A 21,959-nucleotide genomic window follows, 5' to 3' on the forward strand; every position below is an offset into this window, starting at 1 on the left:
TCATGAAATATCAAACACAGAAAATTGCCTACTGGTATTTCCTGGCTGCGATGATTCTCTTCGCAGTACAGGTGTCCGGCGGGCTTATCGCCGGTTGGATTTACGTCCAGCCGAATTTCCTTTCGGAAATCCTGCCATTCAACATTATCCGGATGCTGCACACCAACTCGTTGATCGTGTGGCTCTTGCTTGGGTTCTTCGGGGCAGCCTACTTCTTGGTTCCGGAGGAGGCTGAGCGCGAGATCCATTCGCCGATGATTGCTTATCTGCAGCTGATCCTGCTGCTGGTGGGGACGCTGGGCGTGGTTGTGACCTATGTGTTCAACCTGTTCCACGGCAACTGGTTCCTGGGTATGGAAGGCCGCGAGTTCATTGAACAGCCGGTCTGGGTCAAGCTGGGCATTGTCGTTGCGGCGCTGATGTTCCTTTACAACATCACCATGACGGTTCTGAAAGGTCGTAAGACTGCGATCACGAACGTGCTGCTTCTGGGCCTCTGGGGTCTGGCGCTGCTGTTCCTGTTCTCCTTCTACAACCCGACCAACCTGGCGCTGGACAAAATGTTCTGGTGGTACATCGTACACCTGTGGGTGGAAGGCACCTGGGAACTGGTGATGGCCTCGATCTTGGCCTACCTGATGCTGAAAATGACCGGTGTTGACCGTGAGATCATTGAAAAATGGCTCTATATCATCGTGGCCACCGCCCTGTTCTCGGGTATCCTTGGCACGGGTCACCACTACTACTGGATCGGGACCCCCGGTTACTGGCAGTGGATCGGTTCGATCTTCTCGTCGCTCGAAGTCATTCCGTTCTTTGCAATGATGGCGTTCAGCTTCGTGATGGTCTGGAAAGGCAAGCGTGATCACCCGAACAAAGCAGCTCTGCTTTGGGCGCTGGGCGCTTCGACCGTGGCCTTCTTCGGTGCTGGTGTGTGGGGCTTCCTGCATACGCTGCACGGGGTGAACTACTATACCCACGGGACCCAGATCACCGCAGCCCACGGCCACCTGGCCTTCTACGGTGCCTATGTTTCGATGAACCTGGCCATCTTCACCTATGCGATGCCGATCCTGCGTGGTCGTGACCCGTATAACCAGGTGCTGAATATGGTGAGCTTCTGGCTGATGACCGGTGGCATGGCATTCATGACCTTCGTCCTGACCTTTGCTGGTACGATTCAAACCCACCTGCAACGTGTCATGGGTGAAAACTTCATGGACGTGCAAGAAAGTCTGGGCCTGTTCTACCTCATGCGCTGGGGATCTGGTGTGGCTGTGGTGCTGGGTGCGCTCCTGTTCATCTATGCCCAACTGGCCCCGCGCCGCGAGGTGATTGAGAAAGGCACGACTGAAGAAGCCTAAGAAATCGGCTCGGCCCTTTCCCTCGACAGGAGGGGGCCGACCCTTACGAAAGCTGAAAAGCTCCAAGCGTTGTAGGATGAACAAGTTCAAGAATATCCCGAAACTTGCCCTGACACGCTTATATCTGCAAAGGACTTAGATATGTCTTCCGTTCCACAAGAAAAAACGGAAGGGGCTGACGTCCCTTTCTATGCCCCGGTCGGCTCCGAATGTGAGCTGTTCGAAACCGCATTCAAAAACGATCTTCCGGTTTTGCTGAAAGGCCCAACCGGCTGCGGTAAAACCCGATTTGTTGCCCATATGGCCGCCCGTCTGGGGCGCCCGCTTTATACTGTTGCCTGCCATGATGACCTGTCGGCCGCGGACCTTGTTGGCCGCTTCCTTCTGAAAGGCGGGGAAACGGTTTGGGTTGACGGCCCCCTGACGCGCGCCGTGCGCGAAGGGGCCATCTGTTACCTTGATGAGGTGGTCGAAGCCCGCAAGGACGTGACCGTTGTCCTGCACCCACTCACGGATGACCGCCGTATTCTGCCGCTGGACAAGACCGGAGAAGAGATCGAAGCCCCCCCCGGCTTCATGCTCGTGGCAAGCTACAACCCCGGCTACCAGAACATCCTGAAGACGCTGAAACCGTCGACCCGGCAACGTTTCCTCTCGCTTGATTTCGACTTCCCGCTGCCTGAGCGTGAAGTGGATATCGTGATGCGCGAGAGTGGCCTTGACGCGGATCGCACCAAAAACCTCGTGCGTCTGGCTGGCAAGCTGCGTGGCCTCAAGGGGCAGGATCTGGAAGAGGGCGTCTCAACCCGTCTGATCATCTATTGTGCCACGCTGATCATGGCAGGCACACCGATTGAACAGGCGATTGAAGCGGCCATGATTGAACCTCTGTCCGATGATCAGGACGTAAAGCAAGGCTTGCTCGACCTGGTCACGGCAATTTTTGGATAATGGCCCATGTCAAAATCGGGGCCTCACCCAGAAATCGATCTGTTCGAACCGGAAGAAACAATCGGCAAAATCTGGCATGCCTATGCCAGCCGGTTGCAGGAACCTGAGACACATGACGCTGCCGCGGTCACGCTGGCCGAGGTCGAAAACCGTCTGGGGGTCTTTTTCCGTGGTCTTGGCGGCGGGCTCGCCGTCGAGATCAAAACCGCAAGCCCCATGGCCTCGGATCACCGCCTGTCGGTGAAACGGGCGCTGGGCACCTGGCGCGAGCGTGTTGCCCGCCCCAGTTTTGATGGCGAGGCGCTGCGCCTGCCGGAGAAAATCAACGACTTCCCGGCACGTGAGGCAAATGCCGCACTTTATTTCTGGCTTGCGGCCTCGGTGGCCCATGCGCCGGAACCTGTGCACGAAGAGGATGCGCTGCGGATGGATATCCTGATGCTGCGCGCCTCGGTCGATATGACCCGCGAAACCCTGCGCGACTGTCCCGGCCTCAAGGGGTTTTATGAAACCCTGATTGATGCCTGCCGGACGATGCGCCCCTCTGTCACGCTTCCGCGTTACGAAGAGGCGTTGGAGCAGGTGATTTTGCATCTTCTGGGGGGACCGGAGCCGAAAAGCAAAACCGGACGGGACCTTCTGACCCGAGTGCGTCAGCCCGATGCAGATCTGTCCGATCTTGCGGCCCCGCATGGATATCGCCCCTACCGCCCGGTGCCGCTCTGGCCTGACCTGCGCCCGCTGGCGCAACGTGGGACATCTGAGCGTCTTCCCGAAGCGGAAGAGCAGGGCAGCGGTTCGGATGCAAGCCAGGGCATGAAAAAGGCCCGCCGGTCCGAGAGTGACCTGGCCGAGCGCAAAGACAGCCTGATTCTGCATAAGTTCGAGGCCATCTTCTCATGGGTTGAGAACATGAACATGAACCGTCGCATTGAAGACGACGAGGATGACAATGCGAAACGCGCCGCCGATGATCAGGATGAACTGGCGTTGGGGCAGGTGTCGAAGAAAACCGCCACGCGGTTGAAGTTTCACCTCGACCTGTCGCCGGAAGATGCCGATCGTGAGCGGATCTCGGGTGAGCATATGTATCACGAATGGGATCACCGCAAATGCTGCTATCTGCCCGATCATTGCCGGGTTCTGTCCAGCCAGGCGGATATCAGTGAGGAACCTGCCGAGTTTTCGACCGATCCCGCAGCCCAGCGTCGTATCCGCGCGGTGAAACGCCAGTTTGAGGCGCTGCGCCCAAAACGCGTGATCTTGCCGCGCCAACTGGAAGGGGATGAGCTGGATCTGGAAGCTGCGATTGCCGCGCAGGTAGAGCTGCGCGCGACTGGTCATGCCTCGGATCGGGTGTATCGTGCGGCCCGCACGCAGGACCGGGATCTGGCGATTTCGGTGCTGATTGACGTGTCGCGTTCAACCGAGGCCGCAATTGGCGACCGGTCGGTGATCGAGGTGGAGCGAGAGGCGCTTGCCGCCCTTGCCTGGGGTCTGGATGCCTGCGGTGATGATTTTGCGATCCACACCTTCTCGTCGCTGAAACGTGGCCGGGTCTATGTGCAAAGCTGTAAAGACTTTGACGACAAAATGGGCACGGTGGTGGAGCAACGCATTGCGGGGGTAAACCCGGCCTTCTACACCCGCCTTGGGGCTGCGATGCGCCATGCGTCAAAAGGGTTGGATGCACGTCCGAACAGCCGCAAACTTCTGTTGGTCATCACCGATGGCAAGCCCAATGACCTTGATCATTACGAAGGGCGTCACGGGATTGAAGACAGCCGGATGGCGGTGCGCGAGGCGCGTCGCCTGGGGCAGGCTGTGCACGGGGTTGTGGTGGACCAGAAAGGCCAGGCTTGGGTGAACCGGATCTTTGGCTCCAACGGGTTTTCGATCGTGCCGGATGCCAATCGCCTGACCGCCGCCCTGCCCGAGATCTATCGGCAGATCACCGGGGGTGTGGCATGAGCCAAAACCCTGCTTCGACGCCAGTGGGGGTGGAAATCGAACATCCGCTTGAGAAACTGCCGGGGGATCTGATGATCTGGGTCCTGATCGTCAGCGAGCTTCTGGTGTTCGGGGCCGGGCTGTTGGCCTTTCTGGGCGTGCGGATCATGGATCCCGTGGGTTTTGCACAGGATCAGGATAACCTGAACCGGGTCGCAGGAGCGGTGAACACAATCGTGCTGATCAGCAGCGGGTTTTGTGCAGCACGCGCGGTGGCCAGCCCCGATCGAATGCGCCTCTGGCTCTCTGGGGCCATGCTGCTTGGTGTGGTGTTCCTGGTGGTCAAATATCTGGAATATTCAGCAAAGGCGGCCTTGGGTATTGGTATTGAAACCAGCCAGTTCTTTACGTTTTACTACCTGCTGACCGGGTTTCACGCGATGCATGTGGTGGCGGGGCTGGTGATCTTTGCCCTTGTGATGCGCTGGCCGCATCCCCGCAACCTGGAAGGGGCCGCCATGTTCTGGCACATGGTGGATCTGGTCTGGGTGCTGTTGTTCCCGATCATTTATCTGGTGAGGTGACATGACCCATTCCGCATTGAACCGCGCTTATCTGATCTTGCTGGGCCTATCGGCTCTCACCGTGTTGCTGACCGAAATCCGCCCGCAGGCGGGGATGGGGTTTGTGGCAATGGTTCTGTCACTGTCCGGGCTGAAAGCGCGGATCATTCTGCTGGATTACCTTGGCCTTCGCGGTGCAGGAAGCTGGCAACGCGGGTTCAACGCGTTTTTGATCCTGTTCCTGCTGGTGGCGTTCGGGCTTTACCTGGCCGCATAAAGTGGTCCGTCAGGCGCGACGCCCCCGGACCGGCATGTCTTCGTCGTCTGATACGAAGGTCTTGAGCTGCATGATCTCGTTCACGCGAACCGCTTCGCGTTGCACCTCGACCCCGTGGGCACGCAGGTTTGCAAAGGACCGGGACAGGCTTTCCGGTTTCATGCCCAACCGCTTGGCAATCAGGATCTTGTCGTAAGGCAGGACAAAGGAACACGGCCCCTCGTCCACCGGGGCCAGAGAGATCAGGAAGGTGGCCAGACGCTGCGCACCGGTCAGCGCCTTCAGGTTCTCAATCTCCATCACCAGTTCGTGCAGGTGGCTGAAGGTCGAGCTGAGCATGGCGACCGCCAGTTCGGGTTCGGTGCGCAGGGTTTCAAATACGATGCGGGTCTCGACCTGCAACAGAACACTGTCCTGAACCGCCTCGACCGTGACCGGGTATTTTCCACCTTTCAGCGCGATGGCTTCGCCAAAACTGTTGCCTTCGGGATAAACCGCCACGACAACTTCGTCCCCACCCGGGGTGATCCGGGTCAGTTTCACACACCCTTTCAGAACCACATACATGTAGTTGGCCGGGTCGCCCTGCACAAACAGTGTGTTGCCGCGCGGACAGGATGTCTTGTGGCACTTCTTCAAAAGGCCCTGCAACATATCGTCCGGCACATTCGCGAACAGCACGGATCGCTTGGTCATTTTGAGTTCGGCTTGGCTGAGCAAAAACTTGCCTCCTGGCGGGTTGGGTCAAAACGTCTCACCTGACGCTCACTACAACTTAGCTTATTTTCTCCGCTTTGACGAAGATCAAGCCGTATTTTTCGGTCGTTGGGTAAACTGCAGGGAAAGTATGACGGAGGAAAGTCATGAAATTCGCGCGAATACCCCTTGTTTTTTTGGCCCTTTCTGGACCAGCAATGGCGCACCATGATAAAACCCCCCTGCGTGAAGCGGTGATTGATGGTCACTCGCATGCTGTGGGCGGGGCAACCATTTGGCTTGCGGTGGCGGCTGTGGCCATGATCGTGTCGCTCTTCGCTGTGCAGAAAGTGGTTTTCCGCAAGCGCAAGGAGTGATCATGGAGAGCTCTGGAAACGGAGACGGTCGCTGGCCGGTCTGGCTGCTGTCGCTGGTCAGCTATCCGTTCATGGTCGGGGCCGTGGCAACCAATGTCTTTTTTGCCAGCCTGATCGGTCAATCCGCAGGCTGGGAAACCGTTATTGCACCAATCCCGTCGATCCTGATTTCACTTGTGCTGGGCATCCCTGCGGCTTGGATCACGGGCCGCTGGTTCCGCGAGAAAATTGACGAGGCCGAAGGCTATTCCGACGACGAGGGCTGACCCATAAGCATCGCCAAGAAAGCGCGGGCTCAAAGCCTGAATGAGTTGCGTAAAACCTTCGGAGATCAAGAGGTTGCGGAAGAGGGGCGGCGCGATGCGGTGACCTCTCTTTTTGATCGAATCGCCCCGCGATACGATCTGATGAATGACCTGATGAGCTTTGGCACCCATCGGATGTGGAAAGCTGTGATGGTGCGCGTGGTGCTGCGCAAACTTGCCGGGACAAGCGGGCCCTTGGTCGATTTGGCGGGGGGCACCGGGGATATTGCAATCGCGGTCAAAAACGCCTCGCCCGATCGCGAAGTGATCGTGGCCGATGCCAGTTCCGGAATGCTCGAACAGGCCCGTGCGCGGGCTGCGGACCGGCTGGGATATCTGCATGCGCCAGCCGAGAACCTGCCATTCGAAGATCATTCCATAGCAGGCATCACCCTGGCGTTCGGGTTGCGCAACATGACCCATCCCCGTCAGGCTCTGGAAGAATGCGCCCGCGTGTTACAGCCGGGTGGCAGTCTGGTGTTGCTGGAGTTTTCCAAACCGGCAGGATGGTTCGCCCCGCTTTATGGCATCCATTCCCGTTACGTCATTCCCGCCCTTGGCAGTCTGGTGGCGCGCGACAAAGGTGCGTATTCCTATCTTGTTGAATCGATCCGCCGCTTTCCGGAAGGGGGGGCGATCACCCGCGAGTTGCAGGCGGCAGGTTTTGCGGTTACCGAATTGCGCTCGTTCATGTTTGGCGTGGCGCGCATGCATGTGGCAGAGGTGAGATGAGCAGCGTTTCCCCCATTGCAGACCCAGTTGTCGCGCGGCTTCAGACCCTGCCGCGCCCGCTGTTATGGGTCATCGCTGCGCGGGTGAAAACCCTGAGCCTGTCTTTGGTGCCGGTCTTGGCCGGTAGCTGGATGGCGGCCGGTTCCGGGGCCTGGCGCCCGGATGTGGCGCTGGCTGCCGGTGGGGCGTCCGCGGCGATCCAGATTGGAACCAACCTGTGGAATGATGCGGCCGATGCGGCAAGCGGTGTGGATGGGCCCAATCGTCTGGGGCCGCCGAGATTGACGTCGATGGGTCTGCTGGAGGCCGTGCAGGTGCGCCGGGCTGCGGCCGGAGCTTTCGGGATCGCGGGGCTGCTGGGGCTTTACCTCGCGCTATTAGGGGGCTGGCCGATTGTGGTGATCGGTGTGATGTCGCTTGCGCTGGGCTTTTTCTACTCGATGGGCCCGCGCCCCTTGTCCGGCACCCCGCTGGGAGAGCTGTTGGTGGTGGCCTTCTTTGGCGTTGTTGCTGTGGCTGGGACCACCTATCTGCATGGTCAGCCGGTCACGGGGGACGTGCTGTTTCTGGGGGCGGTGGTTGGGCTTCCCGCTGCGGCGATCTTGCTGATCAATAATCATCGGGATCGCGAAACAGATTACCTTGCCGGACGGCGGACGCTGGCGATTCTGATCGGACCGGCCCTGTCGCGTGCGACTTATGTGGTGCTCTTGGCGTTGACCGTGCTTGGTGCCTTTGCCTTTGCCCCCTGCGCGATTGCGCTTGTGCCGGTGGTGGTGTTGGCCGGGATCTTGTCATTTCTGATGATGAAAACGCCGGTGTCTTCGGCTTTGAACCGGTTGATTCCCGGCACCGCCCTGTTTCAGCTTCTGGTGCTGCTGGCGGTTGTCGCGGGGCGGGTATTTTGCGGATAATCCCGCCCGCGTGTGGTGTTCAGAGAACTGCTCCGGTCACTGTGCCATCATGGTGCGGGACCTTTGATCGGCAGTTTGCCCACGACATCCCCAGCCGTTTCGAAGCTCGGGGTCGCTTCCAGCATCTCGCCTTCCACCAGTTGACCGTTCAGGTCGATACACATCAGGTGAAAGCTGCCCGGTTCAAGCTTGACCGACCCGCCGGCGGGCACGTCGATTGCTTCGACCTAACGCATACGCATGACGCCATTGTCGTGAATACCGGCCGCCCTTGCCGACAATGCGGTGCGGCATAGTCTGAATGCTTCGCCGCATCCGAGGTCCGCGCCGAAGCCCATCTTACGTTTTCGTCAGGGTGCAACAAATGTCCGGCCTGCAGATCGATCATTGTCCGAAGCGTTCGGCGCGTTGATCAACGCGACCCCGGCTATTGCCGGGCAAAGTCCGGCCACGCCCGGCAAAGTGAACGTCTCCCCGAGGAGCACGATGCCCAGATCGCCGCACCGGCATAAAGCGCAGCTCCGATGAGGCAGGTGACCTGCTCGGCGACCTGATCGCCCAGACCGCGCAAGATATCCACACCGACGATCAACGCCCCCCCAACAGTCCGAGAATCGCCCCGGCCAATTTTTGGCCGTTGAGCGCTTCGTGGCGCGGGTGCATTGAGCGGCGCAGGCATATACCTCACATGCCCACAAAGGGTTCCGCGTAGGTTTGGGGCGGGGTGTTGTCCCTGTTGACCTGAGCCCCTGAAACTCCTCCAGTTTTGTGTAGAGTCCGCCCAACTTAAAGCGTTTCGGGATTGACTTGAGACACAAGTTGATTTCGAAACGCCCGCAACATCAGTAGGTTTCGAGCGTTTCGCCTCATCATTGTGTCTCAATAGTAAGTCGAAACACTTTCGGGCCGGACAAATGAAGACGGGTTTCACTTACGAACAGATCATTCAGACGCTCAAGGAGCAGGAAACTGGCGAGCGGAAGGTGGTGGCGCATCTGGTGGAGGTCCATCAGGTGAGCCAGCGTCGGGCATGTTCTGCGCTGAATGTGGATCGCTCGACGGGGCGATACCAGTCTTGTCGGGCCCATGATGGTGAGCTACGCGATGCCATGAAAGCGGTCGCCAAGGAACGTCGCCGGTTTGGTTATCGGCGGCTTCAGGTGATGATCGAACGACAAGGCAGGCCAAGTGAACCACAAGAAGTTTCGGCGGATTTATCGCGAGGAGAAGCTTCAGCTGCGCCGCAGGGGTGATCGGAAACGGGCCCTGGGCACGCGAAGGCCAATGGTCGCCGCTTCCGCATCTTGACCGTTGTTGACGACACCACCCAAAGACCACACTCGGCGCTCGGAAACATGACGCCGAGGGAATTTGCAGAGAAAATGAACATGGACAAACTGGCCGCGTAACCCCATCAAACCAAAACCAAGCTCTCTCCGTGAAATGGTGGAAACTTGGGGCTCAGGTCAGAAGGATCGACGTGATGCGCTTTGCAAGATTGGCTTGCCCCAAGCCTGAGAGTAACAGGTTAAACAGCTTTGGCGGGAGTAAGTTGGTCTTTTTTCATCATGAGCAGAGGCATGTCTATAGCGAGTCATTGGAGAACTTGAGAAAAATCAAGTCCTGTGAAATTTTTCGGTGCTAATAAAGCACAAATGAAACGTTCTGCCGCCATATTTTTCAGCTGGCTATTAGCTGTGAGCCTTACTTTGTATGGCCCAATAGGTGTGGCCGCCGCGAGCGAATTGGGTATATCGTTTTCTATGGAAATCTGCGCAGATGGTGTTTCAAAAACCATCTTTGTTGACTCCGAAGGCACGCCTGTAGAGCCATTACACGATTGCTACGACTGCCTCCAATGCAGCCACGCAATGACAGCCACACTCGATTTCAAAAGCGGGTTAAACTTCACCTACATCCCGCTTGTTTCGGTAGTTGCGCTGACAGATTTCGACACACCTTGCATTCACATCAACAACATACGTCCGATGCCACGTGCCCCCCCTGTAGGGCACAGAGTAGTGGGGACCATGTCACAGCTGATCTGTGCTGATCAGCTTCGCCATGGCCACAAAACACATGACGATGGGCGACCACTTTTGAGGGGTGCCAGCGCATGAGACTTCTCCGTTTCTTCCCGAAAACCATCGTCTTTGCCGCGACGTTTCTCCTTTGCGGGCTTCCTGCAGCAGCAGAGACTGTGCTTTCCAAGCTCCTGCCCGACGTTGTCGTCAGTGAGCTTGTAGACGGGGCCGATGCGTTTGGCCCGGTTGATGAAACCATACCAGCAGTTCAGATCCTCAAAGGCGGTAAGCGCATAGGCTGGGCCTTTGTAACCTCCGACTTCGTTTCGACTACCGGCTATTCGGGCAAGCCCATTCACACTATGGTTGCGGTTGACGATGCGGCTAAGGTTATCGGTGTTAATCTGGTTAAACACTCCGAACCGATTGTTCTGATCGGTATTCCGGACTCCAAAATCAAAGCTCTGGTCGCGGGCTACACCGGACTTGATTTGGTTGCCGAAGCCGAATCTGGCGGCACAGCGCATGACCTCGATATTATTTCAGGCGCGACCGTAACGATCATGGTGATCGACGATTCTATCATTCGCGCCAGCCTCAAAGTTGCCCGTCAGCTTGGGCTTGGCGGGCTTGCCGTCGAAGAAAAAAGCACCGGGCCGCAGCTCGAGATTAACCCCGAGGCAGAAGCCGCCAGTGACTGGATGACACTGGAAGGCGATGGCACACTTCGCCGTCTGTCGCTTGACGTTGGACAAGTCAACGCAGCCTTCGCGGCGATGGGCGACGAGCGCACTGCCAAACGTGCCCTGGCGCAAGCCCCTGAAACCACATTCATCGAGATGCAGGTATCCCTTGTCTCGCACCCAGCAATTGCCAAGGCGTTGCTGGGGGATGCGGTGGCGCAAAACCTTGAGGACTGGCTGGACGAAGGTGACCAGGCCCTGGCCATTGTTGGTCGCGGGCTTTATTCCTTTAAGGGATCTGGCTATGTGCGTGGCGGTATTTTCGATCGGATCGTCTTGATCCAAAATGATGTTTCTGTGCGATTTCGGGATCGGATGCACAAACGCATCAACACCATCATTGCCGAGGGGGCGCCGGCCTTTGCCGAGGCTGACCTGTTCAAAATCCCTGCCGACAGCGGCTTTGATCCAACACAGCCCTTCCGTATCCAGCTCTTGGTTCATCGTGATGTCGGCGCGATCGAAAAGGTTTTCACCACCTTTGATTTGGGCTATCAGCTGCCAGCGAAATATATCCGCGCAATTACGCCTGCGGTTTCCGCTGGGGTTCCAGCGGCCATCGAGCAAGTCGCAAGCCAATCCGAGTCGGACGCACAGCAAGCGCTTTGGAAACGTATCTGGGAGGGGAAAACCACCGAGATCATCGTGCTTGGTGTGATGCTGACAGTTCTGACAGCCGTGTTCTTTTTCCAGACGTTTGCGACCCGGAACGAACGTAGGTTCTTCTGGTTCCGCATGGCGTTCCTTACCGTGACGCTGGTTTACCTCGGGTGGTATGCCAACGCGCAGCTTTCTGTCGTCAATCTGATGGCGCTGTTCGACTCGTTTGTGTCGGGCTTTAGCTGGCATGCCTTCTTGCTTGATCCGCTGACCTTTATCCTTTGGTTCTCTGTTGCCGCTGCGCTGTTGTTCTGGGGCCGTGGGGCTTACTGTGGCTGGCTCTGTCCGTTTGGCGCGCTTCAAGAGCTGACCAACCGCATCGGTCGCGCGCTACATATCCCACAATGGACACTGCCCTGGGGTCTGCACGAGCGTCTCTGGCCGCTGAAATACATGATATTTCTTGGCCTCTTTGGTGTCTCTTTAACCAGCATTGAACAGGCCGAGCGTCTGGCCGAGATCGAGCCGTTCAAGACCGCGATTGTCCTCAACTTTGTGCGTGCATGGCCGTTCATCGCCTATGTTGCGGCGTTGTTGATCGCTGGTCTGTTCGTCGAGCGCTTCTTTTGCCGCTATATGTGTCCGCTTGGGGCCGCGCTGGCCATTCCGGCCCGGTTGCGGATGTTTGACTGGCTCAAGCGTTATCACGAGTGCGGCAACCCTTGCCAAACTTGCGCCCACCAATGCCCCGTTCAGGCGATTCACCCGACAGGTGAAATCAACCCGAACGAATGCATCAACTGCCTGCATTGTCAGGTGCTCTACCAATCCGAAACGACCTGCCCGGTTGTGATCAAAAAGCTGAAGCGCCGTGCAAAGGATGCCTCCGGCCCTGATCTTTCACGCTTTGTCGGGCACCCAAACCAAAAACAAACACCACCAAACCTTAGAAAGGGATGAAAATGTCTGAAGGTAAAAAACTTCCGATTTCTCGGAGAAGCCTGCTAGGTGCTACCGGAGGTGCTGCACTTGCTGGCGCATTCGGAAGCCGCGCGATGCTGGCGGGATCAGTTGCAGCCGGTGCGGCAACCCTTGCCAGCACAACAAGCGCACGCGCTGCTGCGGGTGCCGAAGTTGGCCCAGGCCAGCTTGACGAGTACTATGGCTTCTGGTCCTCGGGTCAGGCCGGTGAAATGCGTATTCTTGGCGTGCCCTCGATGCGCGAGCTGATGCGCGTTCCGGTGTTCAACATTTGCTCGGCAACTGGCTGGGGGATCACCAATGAATCCAAGAAGATCCTCACCGAGGGTCTGACTGAAAAGACCAAGGCGCAATTGGCTGCCAACGGTCATGAATTCCCGCCGAACGGTGATTTGCACCACCCACATATGTCCTTCACCGAAGGCACCTATGACGGCCGTTACCTGTTCATGAACGACAAGGCCAACACCCGCGTTGCGCGTGTGCGTTGCGATGTGATGAAATGCGACAAGATCATCGAGATCCCCAATGCCAAGGCGATCCACGGTCTGCGCCCGCAAAAGTGGCCACGCACCAACTATGTCTTCTGCAACGGTGAAGACGAAGTGCCGATGATCAACGACGGCAAGATCCTCGACGAGCCTGAGAAGTATGTAAACTTCTACACCGCTGTAAACGCTGATGAAATGACAGTGGCTTGGCAGGTGATGGTCTCGGGCAACCTTGACAATACCGACTGTGACTATGACGGCAAATACGCCTTCTCGACGTCGTATAACTCGGAAATGGGCATGACGCTTAGCGAAATGACAGCATCCGACATGGACCACGTTGTTGTCTTCAACATCAAAGAGATCGAAGCTGGCATCGCGGCGGGTGACTTTATCGAACTCAACGGTGTGAAGGTTCTGGATGGACGTAAAGGGCAAAATAAGAAATACACCCGCTACATTCCGATCCCCAACAACCCGCATGGCTGTAACATGGCGCCAGACAAGATTCACCTCTGCATTGCGGGCAAGCTCTCGCCGACTGTTTCGGTGATCGATGTGCGCAAGCTTGATGCTTTGTTTGAAGAGGATGCTGATCCGCGCAGTGCAGTTGTTGCTGAGCCTGAATTGGGCCTTGGGCCGCTTCACACAGCGTTTGACGGCAAGGGCAACGGCTACACCACACTCTTCCTTGATAGCCAGGTTGTTAAGTGGAACATCGAAGATGCGATCAAGCTTTACAACGGCGAAGATGTTGATCCGATCCGCGTTAAGAAAGACGTGCACTACCAGCCGGGTCACAACTCCACTGTTATGGGGGAAACGCTTGAGGCAACCGACAGATACTATCTGACGATGAATAAATTCTCGAAAGACCGGTTCCTTAATGTTGGCCCACTGAAGCCCGAGAACGAGCAGCTCTTTGCCATTGATGGTGACGACCTGACGCTGATCCACGATGGCCCGACGTTTGCCGAGCCACACGACAGTATCATCGTTGATCCAAGCAAGGTGAACCCAAACTCTATCTGGGATCGTAACGACCCGATGTGGGCAGATGCGCGCGCGCAGGCCGAAGCTGATGGCGTTGATCTTGATGACTGGCAGGACACGATTATTCGCGATGGCAACAAAGTTCGCGTTTACATGTCAAGCCAGGCGCCAAACTTTGCGCTCGAAAGCTTCACTGTGAAGCAGGGTGACGAAGTGACTGTCTATGTGACCAACCTTGATGACATCGACGATCTGACGCACGGCTTCACCATGAGCAATCACGGTGTCGCAATGGAGATCGGCCCGCAGGCGACATCATCGGTCACGTTTGTGGCGGCAACACCAGGCGTGTTCTGGTATTACTGCCAGTGGTTCTGCCACGCGCTGCACATGGAAATGCGCGGCCGGATGTTCGTTGAACCGAAGGACGCCTAAACATGCTTCGCGCCCTGGCATACTTGCTGGCTTTCACCGTAACTCTGCCCCTTTGGGCGGCAGAGTTACGTGTGCCGCCAACGTCAGGGAGCCTCGCTCAAGCCATCGCCGGGGCCACCCCCGGCGATGTGCTCATTCTTGAGGCTGGCAGACACGCTGGCCCCATCGTTATTGACCGCCCCCTGACACTGACTGGCGTACATGACGCCATCATTGATGGCTTGGGGCAAGGTACCGTTGTGACTATCGACGCCCCTGATGTGACGGTCAAAGGCCTCACCATCACTGGTTCGGGTCTGAGCGGCCAAGATCTGGACGCTGGCGTCAAGATCCTCAAGAAAGCCGACCGGGCGCTTGTTGAAGGCAACCGCATTTTGGGCAACTTGCACGGCGTTGATGTGCATGGCGGGCTGGACGCCGTGGTGCGCGGCAACACCATCGAGGGCACGCGCAACCCGCGGATGAATGACCGTGGCAATGGCATTTATGTCTGGAACTCGCCGGGTGCGATTATCGAGGGCAACTCGGTTCGCTGGGGCCGCGACGGCATTTTCTCGAACGCCTCGCGCCAGGGCATCTACCGCAACAACCTGTTTCGCGACCTGCGCTTTGCGGTGCACTACATGTATACCAACAATTCCGAAGTATCCGGCAATGTTTCGATCGGCAACCACCTTGGCTATGCGATCATGTTCTCCAACCGGATCATTCTGAAAGACAATCTCAGCCTGTCTGACCGGAACCATGGCATCATGCTCAACTTCGCCAACAACGCTGACGTGTCAGGCAACCTTGTGCGTGGCGGGCCTGATCGCTGCACCTTTATTTACAATGCCCACAAGAACATCATCACCGGAAACCGCTTTGAAGGCTGCAACATCGGCATTCATTTCACCGCAGGTTCCGAGCGCAATGTGCTGATGGGTAACGCTTTTATCGGCAACCGCACGCAGGTGAAATATGTCGGCACGCGCGACATCGAATGGAGCTATGAGGGCCGTGGCAATTACTGGTCTGATCACCCGGGGTTTGATTTAGGCGGTGACGGCATCGCCGACAGCCCGTTTCGCCCCAATGATCTGATGGATCAGATCCTCTGGTCGCAACCCGCCGCCTCCCTGCTCACAGGTGCGCCTGCGGTGCAACTTATCCGATGGGCGCAATCCAGCTTCCCTGCAACGCTCCCCGGCGGCGTTGTTGACAGTGCCCCGCTTATGGTCCCCCCTGTCATACCGGTCCCGCAAGACTACGCCACATTGGAGGCCCAGTCTGCGGCCGACCGCAATGAAAGACGAATAGATGACTTCGACATTAACGATCTCTCATCTCACTAAGGCGTTTGGCGGTGTTAAAGCCCTGACAGACGTTTCGCTAAGTGTCGCCCCCGGCGAGCGGGTGGCTTTGCTGGGTCACAACGGCGCGGGCAAGTCGACGCTGATGAAGGTCATCCTTGGCCTGATCCCAGCGGATAGTGGCGAAGTTTCCGTCTGTGGCACGGCGCCGGGCGGGGTTGCTGCGCGCGAGCATGTGGCATACCTGCCTGAAAATGCGGCCTTTCACTCTGCCCTCACAGGACTTGAGCAGATCAGCTACTACATGAGGCTGCGCAACCAAGCTGTGTCTGGCGCGATGGGCTTGCTTGACCGCGTCGGCCTCGCCCATGCCGCCAAGCGCCGCATTGGCACTTACTCGAAAGGCATGCGTCAGCGCGTTGGCCTCGCGCAGGCTCTCATCGGGCAACCTCGCCTTTTGGTGCTTGACGAGCCAACCAGCGGGCTTGATCCTGTATCGCGTCGCGACTTTTATGAACTGCTCGACGGTCTTGCTGCAGACGGGGCCGCGATCCTGTTGTCGAGCCACGCCTTGACCGAAGTAGAGGCGCGCACAGACAAGCTGTTGATCCTGTCTGGCGGCAAGATGGTTGCGGAAGGCACATTGCCCGAGTTGCGCCGCGAAGCCGCGCTGCCTGTGTCGATGCAGCTTCACGCGCTTAACGGTTATGATGCTGACATCATGGCGGCCTTCCCACAAGCGATCCGCGTCAATGATGCGCTGCACCTCACCTGCTCGCAAGACGAAAAGCTGGCCACGCTGGCCCGCATCTCGGCGCTTGAGGGCAAGCTTGCAGACGTTGAAGTGATCCCCCCGAGCCTTGAAAATATCTACAGTCATTTCAGCCGGAGGGACGGTCAATGATCGCGCGCATCCTCGCCACTGCCACTACAGAAATTCACATCGCGCGGCGCAACCGTTGGGTGCTGATCTCCGTGCTGCTCATGATGATATTTTCGCTGGTGTTGTCGGCAGCGGGATCAGCCCCGACAGGCGCGCTCGGCGCTGACCGCCTGTCAATTGTCGTAGCTTCGCTGACGTCGCTGTCGGTTTATCTCGTGCCTCTGGTCGCTTTGCTGATGTCGTTTGACGCCGTCGCAGGCGAGGTCGAGCGCGGCACTTTACCCTTGCTGCTCACCTATCCGGTGGCCCGGTGGGAAGTTCTGGCTGGCAAGCTTGTCGCACATACGGGCATTATGATCCTTGCAATCGTGGCGGGCTACGGCACTGCTGCTATCGTCACAATATTCGCTGACCCTACGGCCACATCAGGCCTGACCGCGCTCTGGCGGCTAACGTGGACATCCGTTCTCTTGGGCGCAACGTTTCTGGGGATAGGCTACACGCTATCCTCATGCATGCGCCGTGTTTCGGGTGCGGCAGGCTTGGCGATCGGGCTTTGGCTCGGCCTCGTCGTGCTCTATGACTTGGGGTTGCTGGCCGCGGTTGTGGCCGACGATGGCGGCGCATTCACCATGAAGATCTTCCCGCTGGCCCTGCTGGCCAACCCTGCTGATGCTTTCCGCCTGTTCAACCTGACGGCGTCACAAGCCGCTCAGGCTGCATCGGGCGTCGGCGGCGCTGCGAACGCCATTCCACAATGGCAATCACTGCTTTCTGTCACTGTCTGGCCGCTCGTATCGCTCACCTTAGCTGCGTTGGCTTTCCGCAAGGTCGAACCATGAAGCATCAGTTGCTCATATGCGCGCTTCTGGCGCTGGCGGCCTGCAAGGAAGAGGTCGTGCAGGATACGTCGCCGGTGCTGCTCAATGCCGATGCTGTCGGGCACTACTGCCAGATGAACCTGCTTGAACATGATGGCCCCAAAGCGCAGGCCCATCTGGCTGGCCTGCCCGCTGCGCCGTTGTTCTTCAGTCAGGTGCGCGATGCCATCGCCTATATGCGGATGCCCGAACAAAGCCACGCGATCCTGGCCGTCTGGGTCAACGACATGGGGGCCGCCGGTGCAACGTGGAATGCGCCTGGCGCAGACAACTGGATCACCGCCGAAGAGGCTATTTATGTTGTCGGTGCACGTGTCGTTGGTGGCATGGGCGCACCAGAGGTTGTCCCCTTCTCCAACGTGGCAAAAGCGACCGATTTTGCCACGAAAAATGGCGGCACTGTAATGCGCCTCGCAGATATACCAGATAGCGCTGTGCTGGCCCCGGTGGTCTTGGACGGGGAAGAAACAGATAGCGATTTTGAAGATCGCCTGCGCGCTCTTTCGCGCGGTAATGGAGAGTGAGACCATGATCAACAGACGCCGTTTTCTAGCAATAAGCGCCGCTGCCATCGCCATTCCCAAGGCCTCACATGCCAACGCTATCTATATCTGGCAAGGCACGGCCCTTGGCGCGCGCGCAACGCTGCGGCTGGCACATCCTGACGCCAAGGCCATCAGTGCCCGGGTCGCTGCTGAAATCTCGCGACTGGAAGACATTTTCAGCCTTTATCGGCCAGACAGCGCTTTGTCGCAGCTTAATCAAGCGGCCACATTGCAGGCCCCACCATTCGAGCTTTTGGAATGCCTTTCTCTGGCCAGCGCGGTTTACTCCGCCAGCGAAGGGCGGTTTGATCCGACTATTCAGCCACTTTGGGCCGCCTATGCGGAGGCATCCGCGATGGCCAAATTGCCAAGCGAGAGCACATTGAAAGAGGCTATGGCGTTGACGGGTTGGGAAGATGTCACATTCGATACATCAAACATCTCGATGCGCTCGGGGATGGCGCTTACGTTGAACGGCGTCGCACAGGGTTACATTGCTGACCGCGTGGCCGAGATGCTTGAAGCCGCAGGCCTCACGAACATACTTATCGATACCGGTGAATTCCGCGCACTTGGAACGCAACCGAACGGCGAAGCATGGCCTATCAAGCTCGCAGCAGGCGGCGAAATGTCCTTGGCCACACGTGCGCTTGCCACATCTGCCCCTCTGGGCACAACGTTTGATGAAGCTTCAAAGCTGGGCCATATTCTGGATCCGCGCTCAGGCTTGCCGTCCCACACGAACTGGAGGGAAATTACGGTTTCGGCAAATTCAGCGGCCCTCGCCGATGCACTGTCCACGTCTGCATGTTTGTTTGAGACACGTGATGAGATATTGGCTTGCCTGTCCCATTTCCAAGCCGCGCGACTTGAAGCAAGCCACAGTGTGTAGACCGCATCTGAACGGTAAATTGGGGACTGTTGCATTAGGCGGCGTCTGCATTTAGCCGATCCACGTCATTGCGCATGCGAGATCGACGAAGGCTTTGAATGAGCTGACGGTTTTCTCGCAACGCAGGGCGATGCGGCGTAAGCGTTTGATTCTATTAAAGAAACACTCAACGAGATGGCGTTCCTTGTAGAGTACCCAATCAATGAATCGCTCTTCCCGGCGTGTTGGATTTCGTTTGATATGCGCAGTTGCGCCCAGATCATCGGCGATGAAAGCGCGCAGGTGGTCGGCGTCGTAGGCGGCATCCATGATGACGTGTTGCGCGTCTGTCATCCCTTCGATCAGCCCAGGCGCTTGCGGGCTGCCCCCCCCATTGAGCGGGGGTGATGATGGTTCGGATTGGCAGTCCGAGGGCGTCGACCGCCGCATGGGTTTTCGTGGTCAGGCCACCTTTGGAACGGCCAATACCGGCAGCTTCAAGCCCCCTTTTTGAGAGGTCGCATCGGCATGTGTCTTGCAGATTGTCGCATCTACCAGCACATATTCAAAGTCGGGGTCTGCACTTAACGCTTTGAAAAGACTCTCCCAAACACCAGCAAGCGTCCACCTCCTGAACCGAGAATGCACCGTGCGCCAGTTGCCCAACTCGGGCGGTAGATCACGCCACGGCGACGCACCGCGCGCCAGCCAACGTATGGCATCCAGAAACAGTCGATTGTCCGTGCCAGTCCGGCCCCGATCTCCCTCCTTGCCCGGAACCAAAGGTGCGATGATGGCCCATTGCCGGTCTGTCAAAATACGCCTGCTCAAGGTCGCCTCCCGTGGTTTTGATCTTGAAAAAACAACCGGCGATTTGGGAACCCCCTAAATGCAGACGCCGCCTGGGATTAGTTGAAAATTTGTAGAAAAAAGCTACTTATTGGATAAAGCTACTAGCTTTTTGTGCTGGCTGAGTGGTTTTGGAGGATGAAGTTTGAATAATTCCTTAGAAAACTGGACATACTTAACAGGCTGCTGAAATAGTCCTGCCTCGACAGCGGTTTGAGAACATGATTCACCATCCGGGATGGTTACGGCGGGGGGGTATGATGCGCGGAACGGACGAGACGAGCGGGTCGCTGTTCAGCTATGTCGATCTTGAGGAGCGCATCCCGCCGCGACACCCGCTGCGCAAGATCCGGCAGGTGGTGAATGACGCGCTTGCCAGCCTCGATGGCGAATTCGAAGTGCTTTACACGGATTTCGGCCGCCCCTCGATCCCGCCGGAACGGCTGATCCGGGCGAGCTTGCTCCAGATCCTGTTCTCGATCCGCTCCGAACGGCAGTTGATGGAACAGATGGATTACAACCTGATGTTTCGCTGGTTTGTGGGCCTCGGGATCGACGATCCGGTATGGGTCCCCACGGTATTCACCAAGAACCGCGACCGGCTTCTGACCACGGAAATGTCGCGCAAGGTAATGGCGGCGATCCTGGCGCACCGCGAGGTCGCGCCGCTGCTGTCGGACGAACATTTCTCGGTCGATGGAACGCTCATCAAGGCTTGGGCATCGATGAAAAGTTTCCAGCCCAAGGCTGAAGCCGCTCCGCCTGACGATGAAGGACCCGATGATCCGCCCGCGCCTGTTGGCCCCCTTGAGACCGCGCCTTCCGAGACCCCAGCCGAGACAGACCCGATGCCCCGCAACAAACGCCACCACCGCAATGCCGAGGTCGACTTCAAGGGCGAGAAGCGCTCGAACGCGACGCATGCCTCGACCACCGATCCGGATGCGCGCCTTTACAAGAAATCCCCCGGCACGGGTGCCATGCTGTGCTTCATGGGGCATACTCTGATGGAGAACCGCAACGGGCTGGTCGTGCAGGGTGATCTGACCCAGGCCCCTCTCGGCAGATTGCTGCGCAATCGCCTGCCGGGCAATGGACGGTCATGCCGAGCGCAAGGCGGCACTGGACATGATCCATCGACATTCCCCCGGATCGACGCGGCAGCTGACGCTGGGTGCCGACAAGGGATATGACGCGGCCGGGTTCGTGTCCGACCTGCGCCAAGCCTGCGTCACGCCCCATGTCGCCCAGAAAACGAGATTTTCAGCAATCGATGGCCGAACCACCCGGCACGAGGGCTACGCTCTATCCCAGCAGCACCGAAAGAAGATCGAAGAGCCGTTCGGATGGGCCAAAACCGTCGGCGACATGGCGCAGACCATGTATCGGGGCGTCGAACGCATCCGATCCCGCTTCATCCTGACCATGGCCGCCAACAACCTTGCCCGGCTGCCGAGGTTGCTGGCGGTATGAAGGGAAAGATGGCCCCAGAAGCGAGCCGTGGGCGCGCCGACAGACATGACACTTCAGTCGAACCGGACCTGACGACGGGAAAGCGTTCCGGCTCAGCGACTATTTCAGCGACCTGCTAATGTTGTAGAGTTGTTGCAGAGCCTGCCAAAAACGACGAAGGCCGCCTTGATGGGCGGCCTTCCAACGTCTTGATCTCTTTCAAGTGTCGGGTGACAGCAAAGTTGTCCATTGGGAGTTTGGTAAGTCATTGAAAACCCTACATAGGGGCCTTCTCCAGTGACACCGTTTTGTCCATCGGTGACAATAGTTCTGTCCTTTCGGACCGACTGAGTTGGCGGAAAGCAAAAAAGGCACCGCCGGTGAAGCGGTGCCAGTCTGTTCTTTAAACCTGATGTGCTCGGACTACTGAGCGGAAAAAACTGGTAACGCCAACAGCGCAACAATGGCCCATAGCTGAAAGGCGAAAACAATCGAGATGAGTAGCATTGCCATTCCAAGTATGACACTTACCAACGCTCTTGACGCCCGGCCCTTCAGAGTCACACCGGGGATTAGCTTTCCAAAAATCCAACTTGCCAGGGCGACCAAACCAATTGTGGTAATAGCGACGCCAAAAATTAGGGCTTGGATGGAACCGGTGACGTCATAGGCCCGAAAGCCAAGTATTCCGATGCCAAACCAACGCCAGATCTTCCAAAGCTCATCGATAAAGTTCCGAGTTAACTGCGCGCCATTTTCCAAGGCTTTCCAGAATCTTTCACTCATCACC

At 57.6% G+C, this 21,959-nt stretch carries 21 protein-coding genes and 2 pseudogenes; 18 read left to right on the forward strand and 5 right to left on the reverse strand.

Features of this window, described 5'->3' with window-relative positions:
• Positions 1-2: 2 nt before the first annotated feature.
• From AKJ29_RS00395 to AKJ29_RS00415, 5 genes are all read left to right on the forward strand, one after another.
• A complete protein-coding gene (locus AKJ29_RS00395; protein ID WP_055187218.1) occupies positions 3-1,364 on the forward strand; it encodes a cbb3-type cytochrome c oxidase subunit I in 1,362 nt (453 codons plus the stop codon).
• Between the two features lie 141 nt (positions 1,365-1,505).
• The gene (locus AKJ29_RS00400) at positions 1,506-2,315 is read left to right on the forward strand and encodes a CbbQ/NirQ/NorQ/GpvN family protein (RefSeq protein ID WP_055187219.1); all 810 of its coding nucleotides are present in this window, start codon (positions 1,506-1,508) and stop codon (positions 2,313-2,315) included.
• Between the two features lie 6 nt (positions 2,316-2,321).
• Positions 2,322-4,286, forward strand: a complete 1,965-nt coding sequence (locus AKJ29_RS00405) for a nitric oxide reductase activation protein NorD (RefSeq protein ID WP_055187220.1) — start codon at positions 2,322-2,324, stop codon at positions 4,284-4,286.
• Positions 4,283-4,849 carry a cytochrome c oxidase subunit 3 family protein gene (locus AKJ29_RS00410; protein ID WP_055187221.1) on the forward strand — a complete coding sequence of 189 codons (567 nt, stop codon included), beginning with the start codon at positions 4,283-4,285 and terminating at the stop codon, positions 4,847-4,849. Before AKJ29_RS00405 ends, AKJ29_RS00410 begins: the two co-directional genes overlap by 4 nt.
• Before the next feature lies 1 nt (position 4,850).
• Complete coding sequence (locus AKJ29_RS00415; RefSeq protein WP_055187222.1) at positions 4,851-5,105, forward strand: cytochrome C oxidase subunit IV family protein; 255 nt, start codon at positions 4,851-4,853, stop codon at positions 5,103-5,105.
• Between the two features lie 9 nt (positions 5,106-5,114).
• Here the strand turns inward: AKJ29_RS00415 and AKJ29_RS00420 are convergent, their stop codons facing one another.
• On the reverse strand, positions 5,115-5,801 hold the full coding sequence (locus AKJ29_RS00420) for a Crp/Fnr family transcriptional regulator (RefSeq protein ID WP_055187223.1): 687 nt from the start codon (positions 5,799-5,801) through the stop codon (positions 5,115-5,117).
• A gap of 218 nt (positions 5,802-6,019) precedes the next feature.
• On the opposite strand from AKJ29_RS00420, the gene AKJ29_RS19565 reads away from it, so the two are divergent.
• From AKJ29_RS19565 to menA, 4 genes are read left to right on the forward strand one after another with little or no spacing between them, the layout of a single operon-like run.
• Positions 6,020-6,178, forward strand: a complete 159-nt coding sequence (locus AKJ29_RS19565) for a hypothetical protein (RefSeq protein WP_161805350.1) — start codon at positions 6,020-6,022, stop codon at positions 6,176-6,178.
• 2 nt (positions 6,179-6,180) lie between these two features.
• Complete coding sequence (locus AKJ29_RS00430; RefSeq protein ID WP_055187225.1) at positions 6,181-6,444, forward strand: hypothetical protein; 264 nt, start codon at positions 6,181-6,183, stop codon at positions 6,442-6,444.
• A 45-nt stretch (positions 6,445-6,489) separates the two neighbouring features.
• Positions 6,490-7,215, forward strand: coding sequence for a ubiquinone/menaquinone biosynthesis methyltransferase (locus AKJ29_RS00435; RefSeq protein ID WP_161805351.1), 726 nt, complete (start codon positions 6,490-6,492; stop codon positions 7,213-7,215).
• Positions 7,212-8,129, forward strand: a complete 918-nt coding sequence (gene menA, locus AKJ29_RS00440; protein WP_055187227.1) for a 1,4-dihydroxy-2-naphthoate octaprenyltransferase — start codon at positions 7,212-7,214, stop codon at positions 8,127-8,129. Before AKJ29_RS00435 ends, menA begins: the two co-directional genes overlap by 4 nt.
• Positions 8,130-8,176: 47 nt before the next feature.
• On the opposite strand, the gene AKJ29_RS18505 is transcribed toward menA, so the two are convergent.
• Complete coding sequence (locus AKJ29_RS18505) at positions 8,177-8,347, reverse strand: copper chaperone PCu(A)C domain-containing protein (RefSeq protein ID WP_082392464.1); 171 nt, start codon at positions 8,345-8,347, stop codon at positions 8,177-8,179.
• Positions 8,348-9,043: 696 nt separating this feature from the next.
• On the opposite strand from AKJ29_RS18505, the gene AKJ29_RS00445 reads away from it, so the two are divergent.
• Positions 9,044-9,382: a hypothetical protein gene (locus AKJ29_RS00445; RefSeq protein ID WP_074963743.1), complete on the forward strand. Its 339-nt coding sequence runs from the start codon at positions 9,044-9,046 to the stop codon at positions 9,380-9,382.
• A gap of 341 nt (positions 9,383-9,723) precedes the next feature.
• Here the strand turns inward: AKJ29_RS00445 and AKJ29_RS19090 are convergent, their stop codons facing one another.
• On the reverse strand, positions 9,724-9,927 hold the full coding sequence (locus AKJ29_RS19090) for a hypothetical protein (RefSeq protein ID WP_139231424.1): 204 nt from the start codon (positions 9,925-9,927) through the stop codon (positions 9,724-9,726).
• 318 nt (positions 9,928-10,245) lie between these two features.
• Here AKJ29_RS19090 and AKJ29_RS00450 point away from each other — a divergent pair, with 318 nt between their 5' ends.
• Genes AKJ29_RS00450 through AKJ29_RS00480 form a run of 7 tightly spaced genes read left to right on the forward strand, consistent with a single transcriptional unit; the run spans position 10,246 to position 18,889 of the window.
• Positions 10,246-12,456 carry a NosR/NirI family protein gene (locus AKJ29_RS00450; RefSeq protein WP_055187228.1) on the forward strand — a complete coding sequence of 737 codons (2,211 nt, stop codon included), beginning with the start codon at positions 10,246-10,248 and terminating at the stop codon, positions 12,454-12,456.
• Positions 12,457-12,458: 2 nt separating this feature from the next.
• Positions 12,459-14,396 carry a TAT-dependent nitrous-oxide reductase gene (nosZ, locus tag AKJ29_RS00455; RefSeq protein ID WP_055187478.1) on the forward strand — a complete coding sequence of 646 codons (1,938 nt, stop codon included), beginning with the start codon at positions 12,459-12,461 and terminating at the stop codon, positions 14,394-14,396.
• Between the two features lie 2 nt (positions 14,397-14,398).
• Positions 14,399-15,730, forward strand: a complete 1,332-nt coding sequence (locus AKJ29_RS00460; protein WP_055187229.1) for a nitrous oxide reductase family maturation protein NosD — start codon at positions 14,399-14,401, stop codon at positions 15,728-15,730.
• A complete protein-coding gene (locus AKJ29_RS00465) occupies positions 15,696-16,592 on the forward strand; it encodes an ABC transporter ATP-binding protein (RefSeq protein ID WP_055187230.1) in 897 nt (298 codons plus the stop codon). Before AKJ29_RS00460 ends, AKJ29_RS00465 begins: the two co-directional genes overlap by 35 nt.
• Positions 16,589-17,413 carry an ABC transporter permease gene (locus AKJ29_RS00470; RefSeq protein WP_055187231.1) on the forward strand — a complete coding sequence of 275 codons (825 nt, stop codon included), beginning with the start codon at positions 16,589-16,591 and terminating at the stop codon, positions 17,411-17,413. The genes AKJ29_RS00465 and AKJ29_RS00470 overlap by 4 nt, the downstream gene beginning before the upstream one ends.
• Positions 17,410-17,976, forward strand: a complete 567-nt coding sequence (locus AKJ29_RS00475; RefSeq protein ID WP_055187232.1) for a nitrous oxide reductase accessory protein NosL — start codon at positions 17,410-17,412, stop codon at positions 17,974-17,976. The genes AKJ29_RS00470 and AKJ29_RS00475 overlap by 4 nt, the downstream gene beginning before the upstream one ends.
• A gap of 4 nt (positions 17,977-17,980) precedes the next feature.
• A complete protein-coding gene (locus tag AKJ29_RS00480; RefSeq protein ID WP_082392479.1) occupies positions 17,981-18,889 on the forward strand; it encodes an FAD:protein FMN transferase in 909 nt (302 codons plus the stop codon).
• Between the two features lie 51 nt (positions 18,890-18,940).
• Here AKJ29_RS00480 and AKJ29_RS19095 read toward each other — a convergent pair.
• A pseudogene (locus AKJ29_RS19095) lies at positions 18,941-19,699 on the reverse strand (IS5 family transposase).
• A gap of 278 nt (positions 19,700-19,977) precedes the next feature.
• Between AKJ29_RS19095 and AKJ29_RS00495 the strand changes: the two are divergent.
• Positions 19,978-21,190: pseudogene (locus tag AKJ29_RS00495) on the forward strand (IS5 family transposase).
• Positions 21,191-21,592: 402 nt separating this feature from the next.
• Here the strand turns inward: AKJ29_RS00495 and AKJ29_RS00500 are convergent.
• The gene (locus tag AKJ29_RS00500; RefSeq protein WP_055187234.1) at positions 21,593-21,955 is read right to left on the reverse strand and encodes a hypothetical protein; all 363 of its coding nucleotides are present in this window, start codon (positions 21,953-21,955) and stop codon (positions 21,593-21,595) included.
• Between the last annotated feature and the right edge of the window lie 4 nt (positions 21,956-21,959).

This window comes from Aliiroseovarius crassostreae (assembly GCF_001307765.1).
Taxonomy (GTDB): Bacteria; Pseudomonadota; Alphaproteobacteria; order Rhodobacterales; family Rhodobacteraceae; genus Aliiroseovarius; species Aliiroseovarius crassostreae.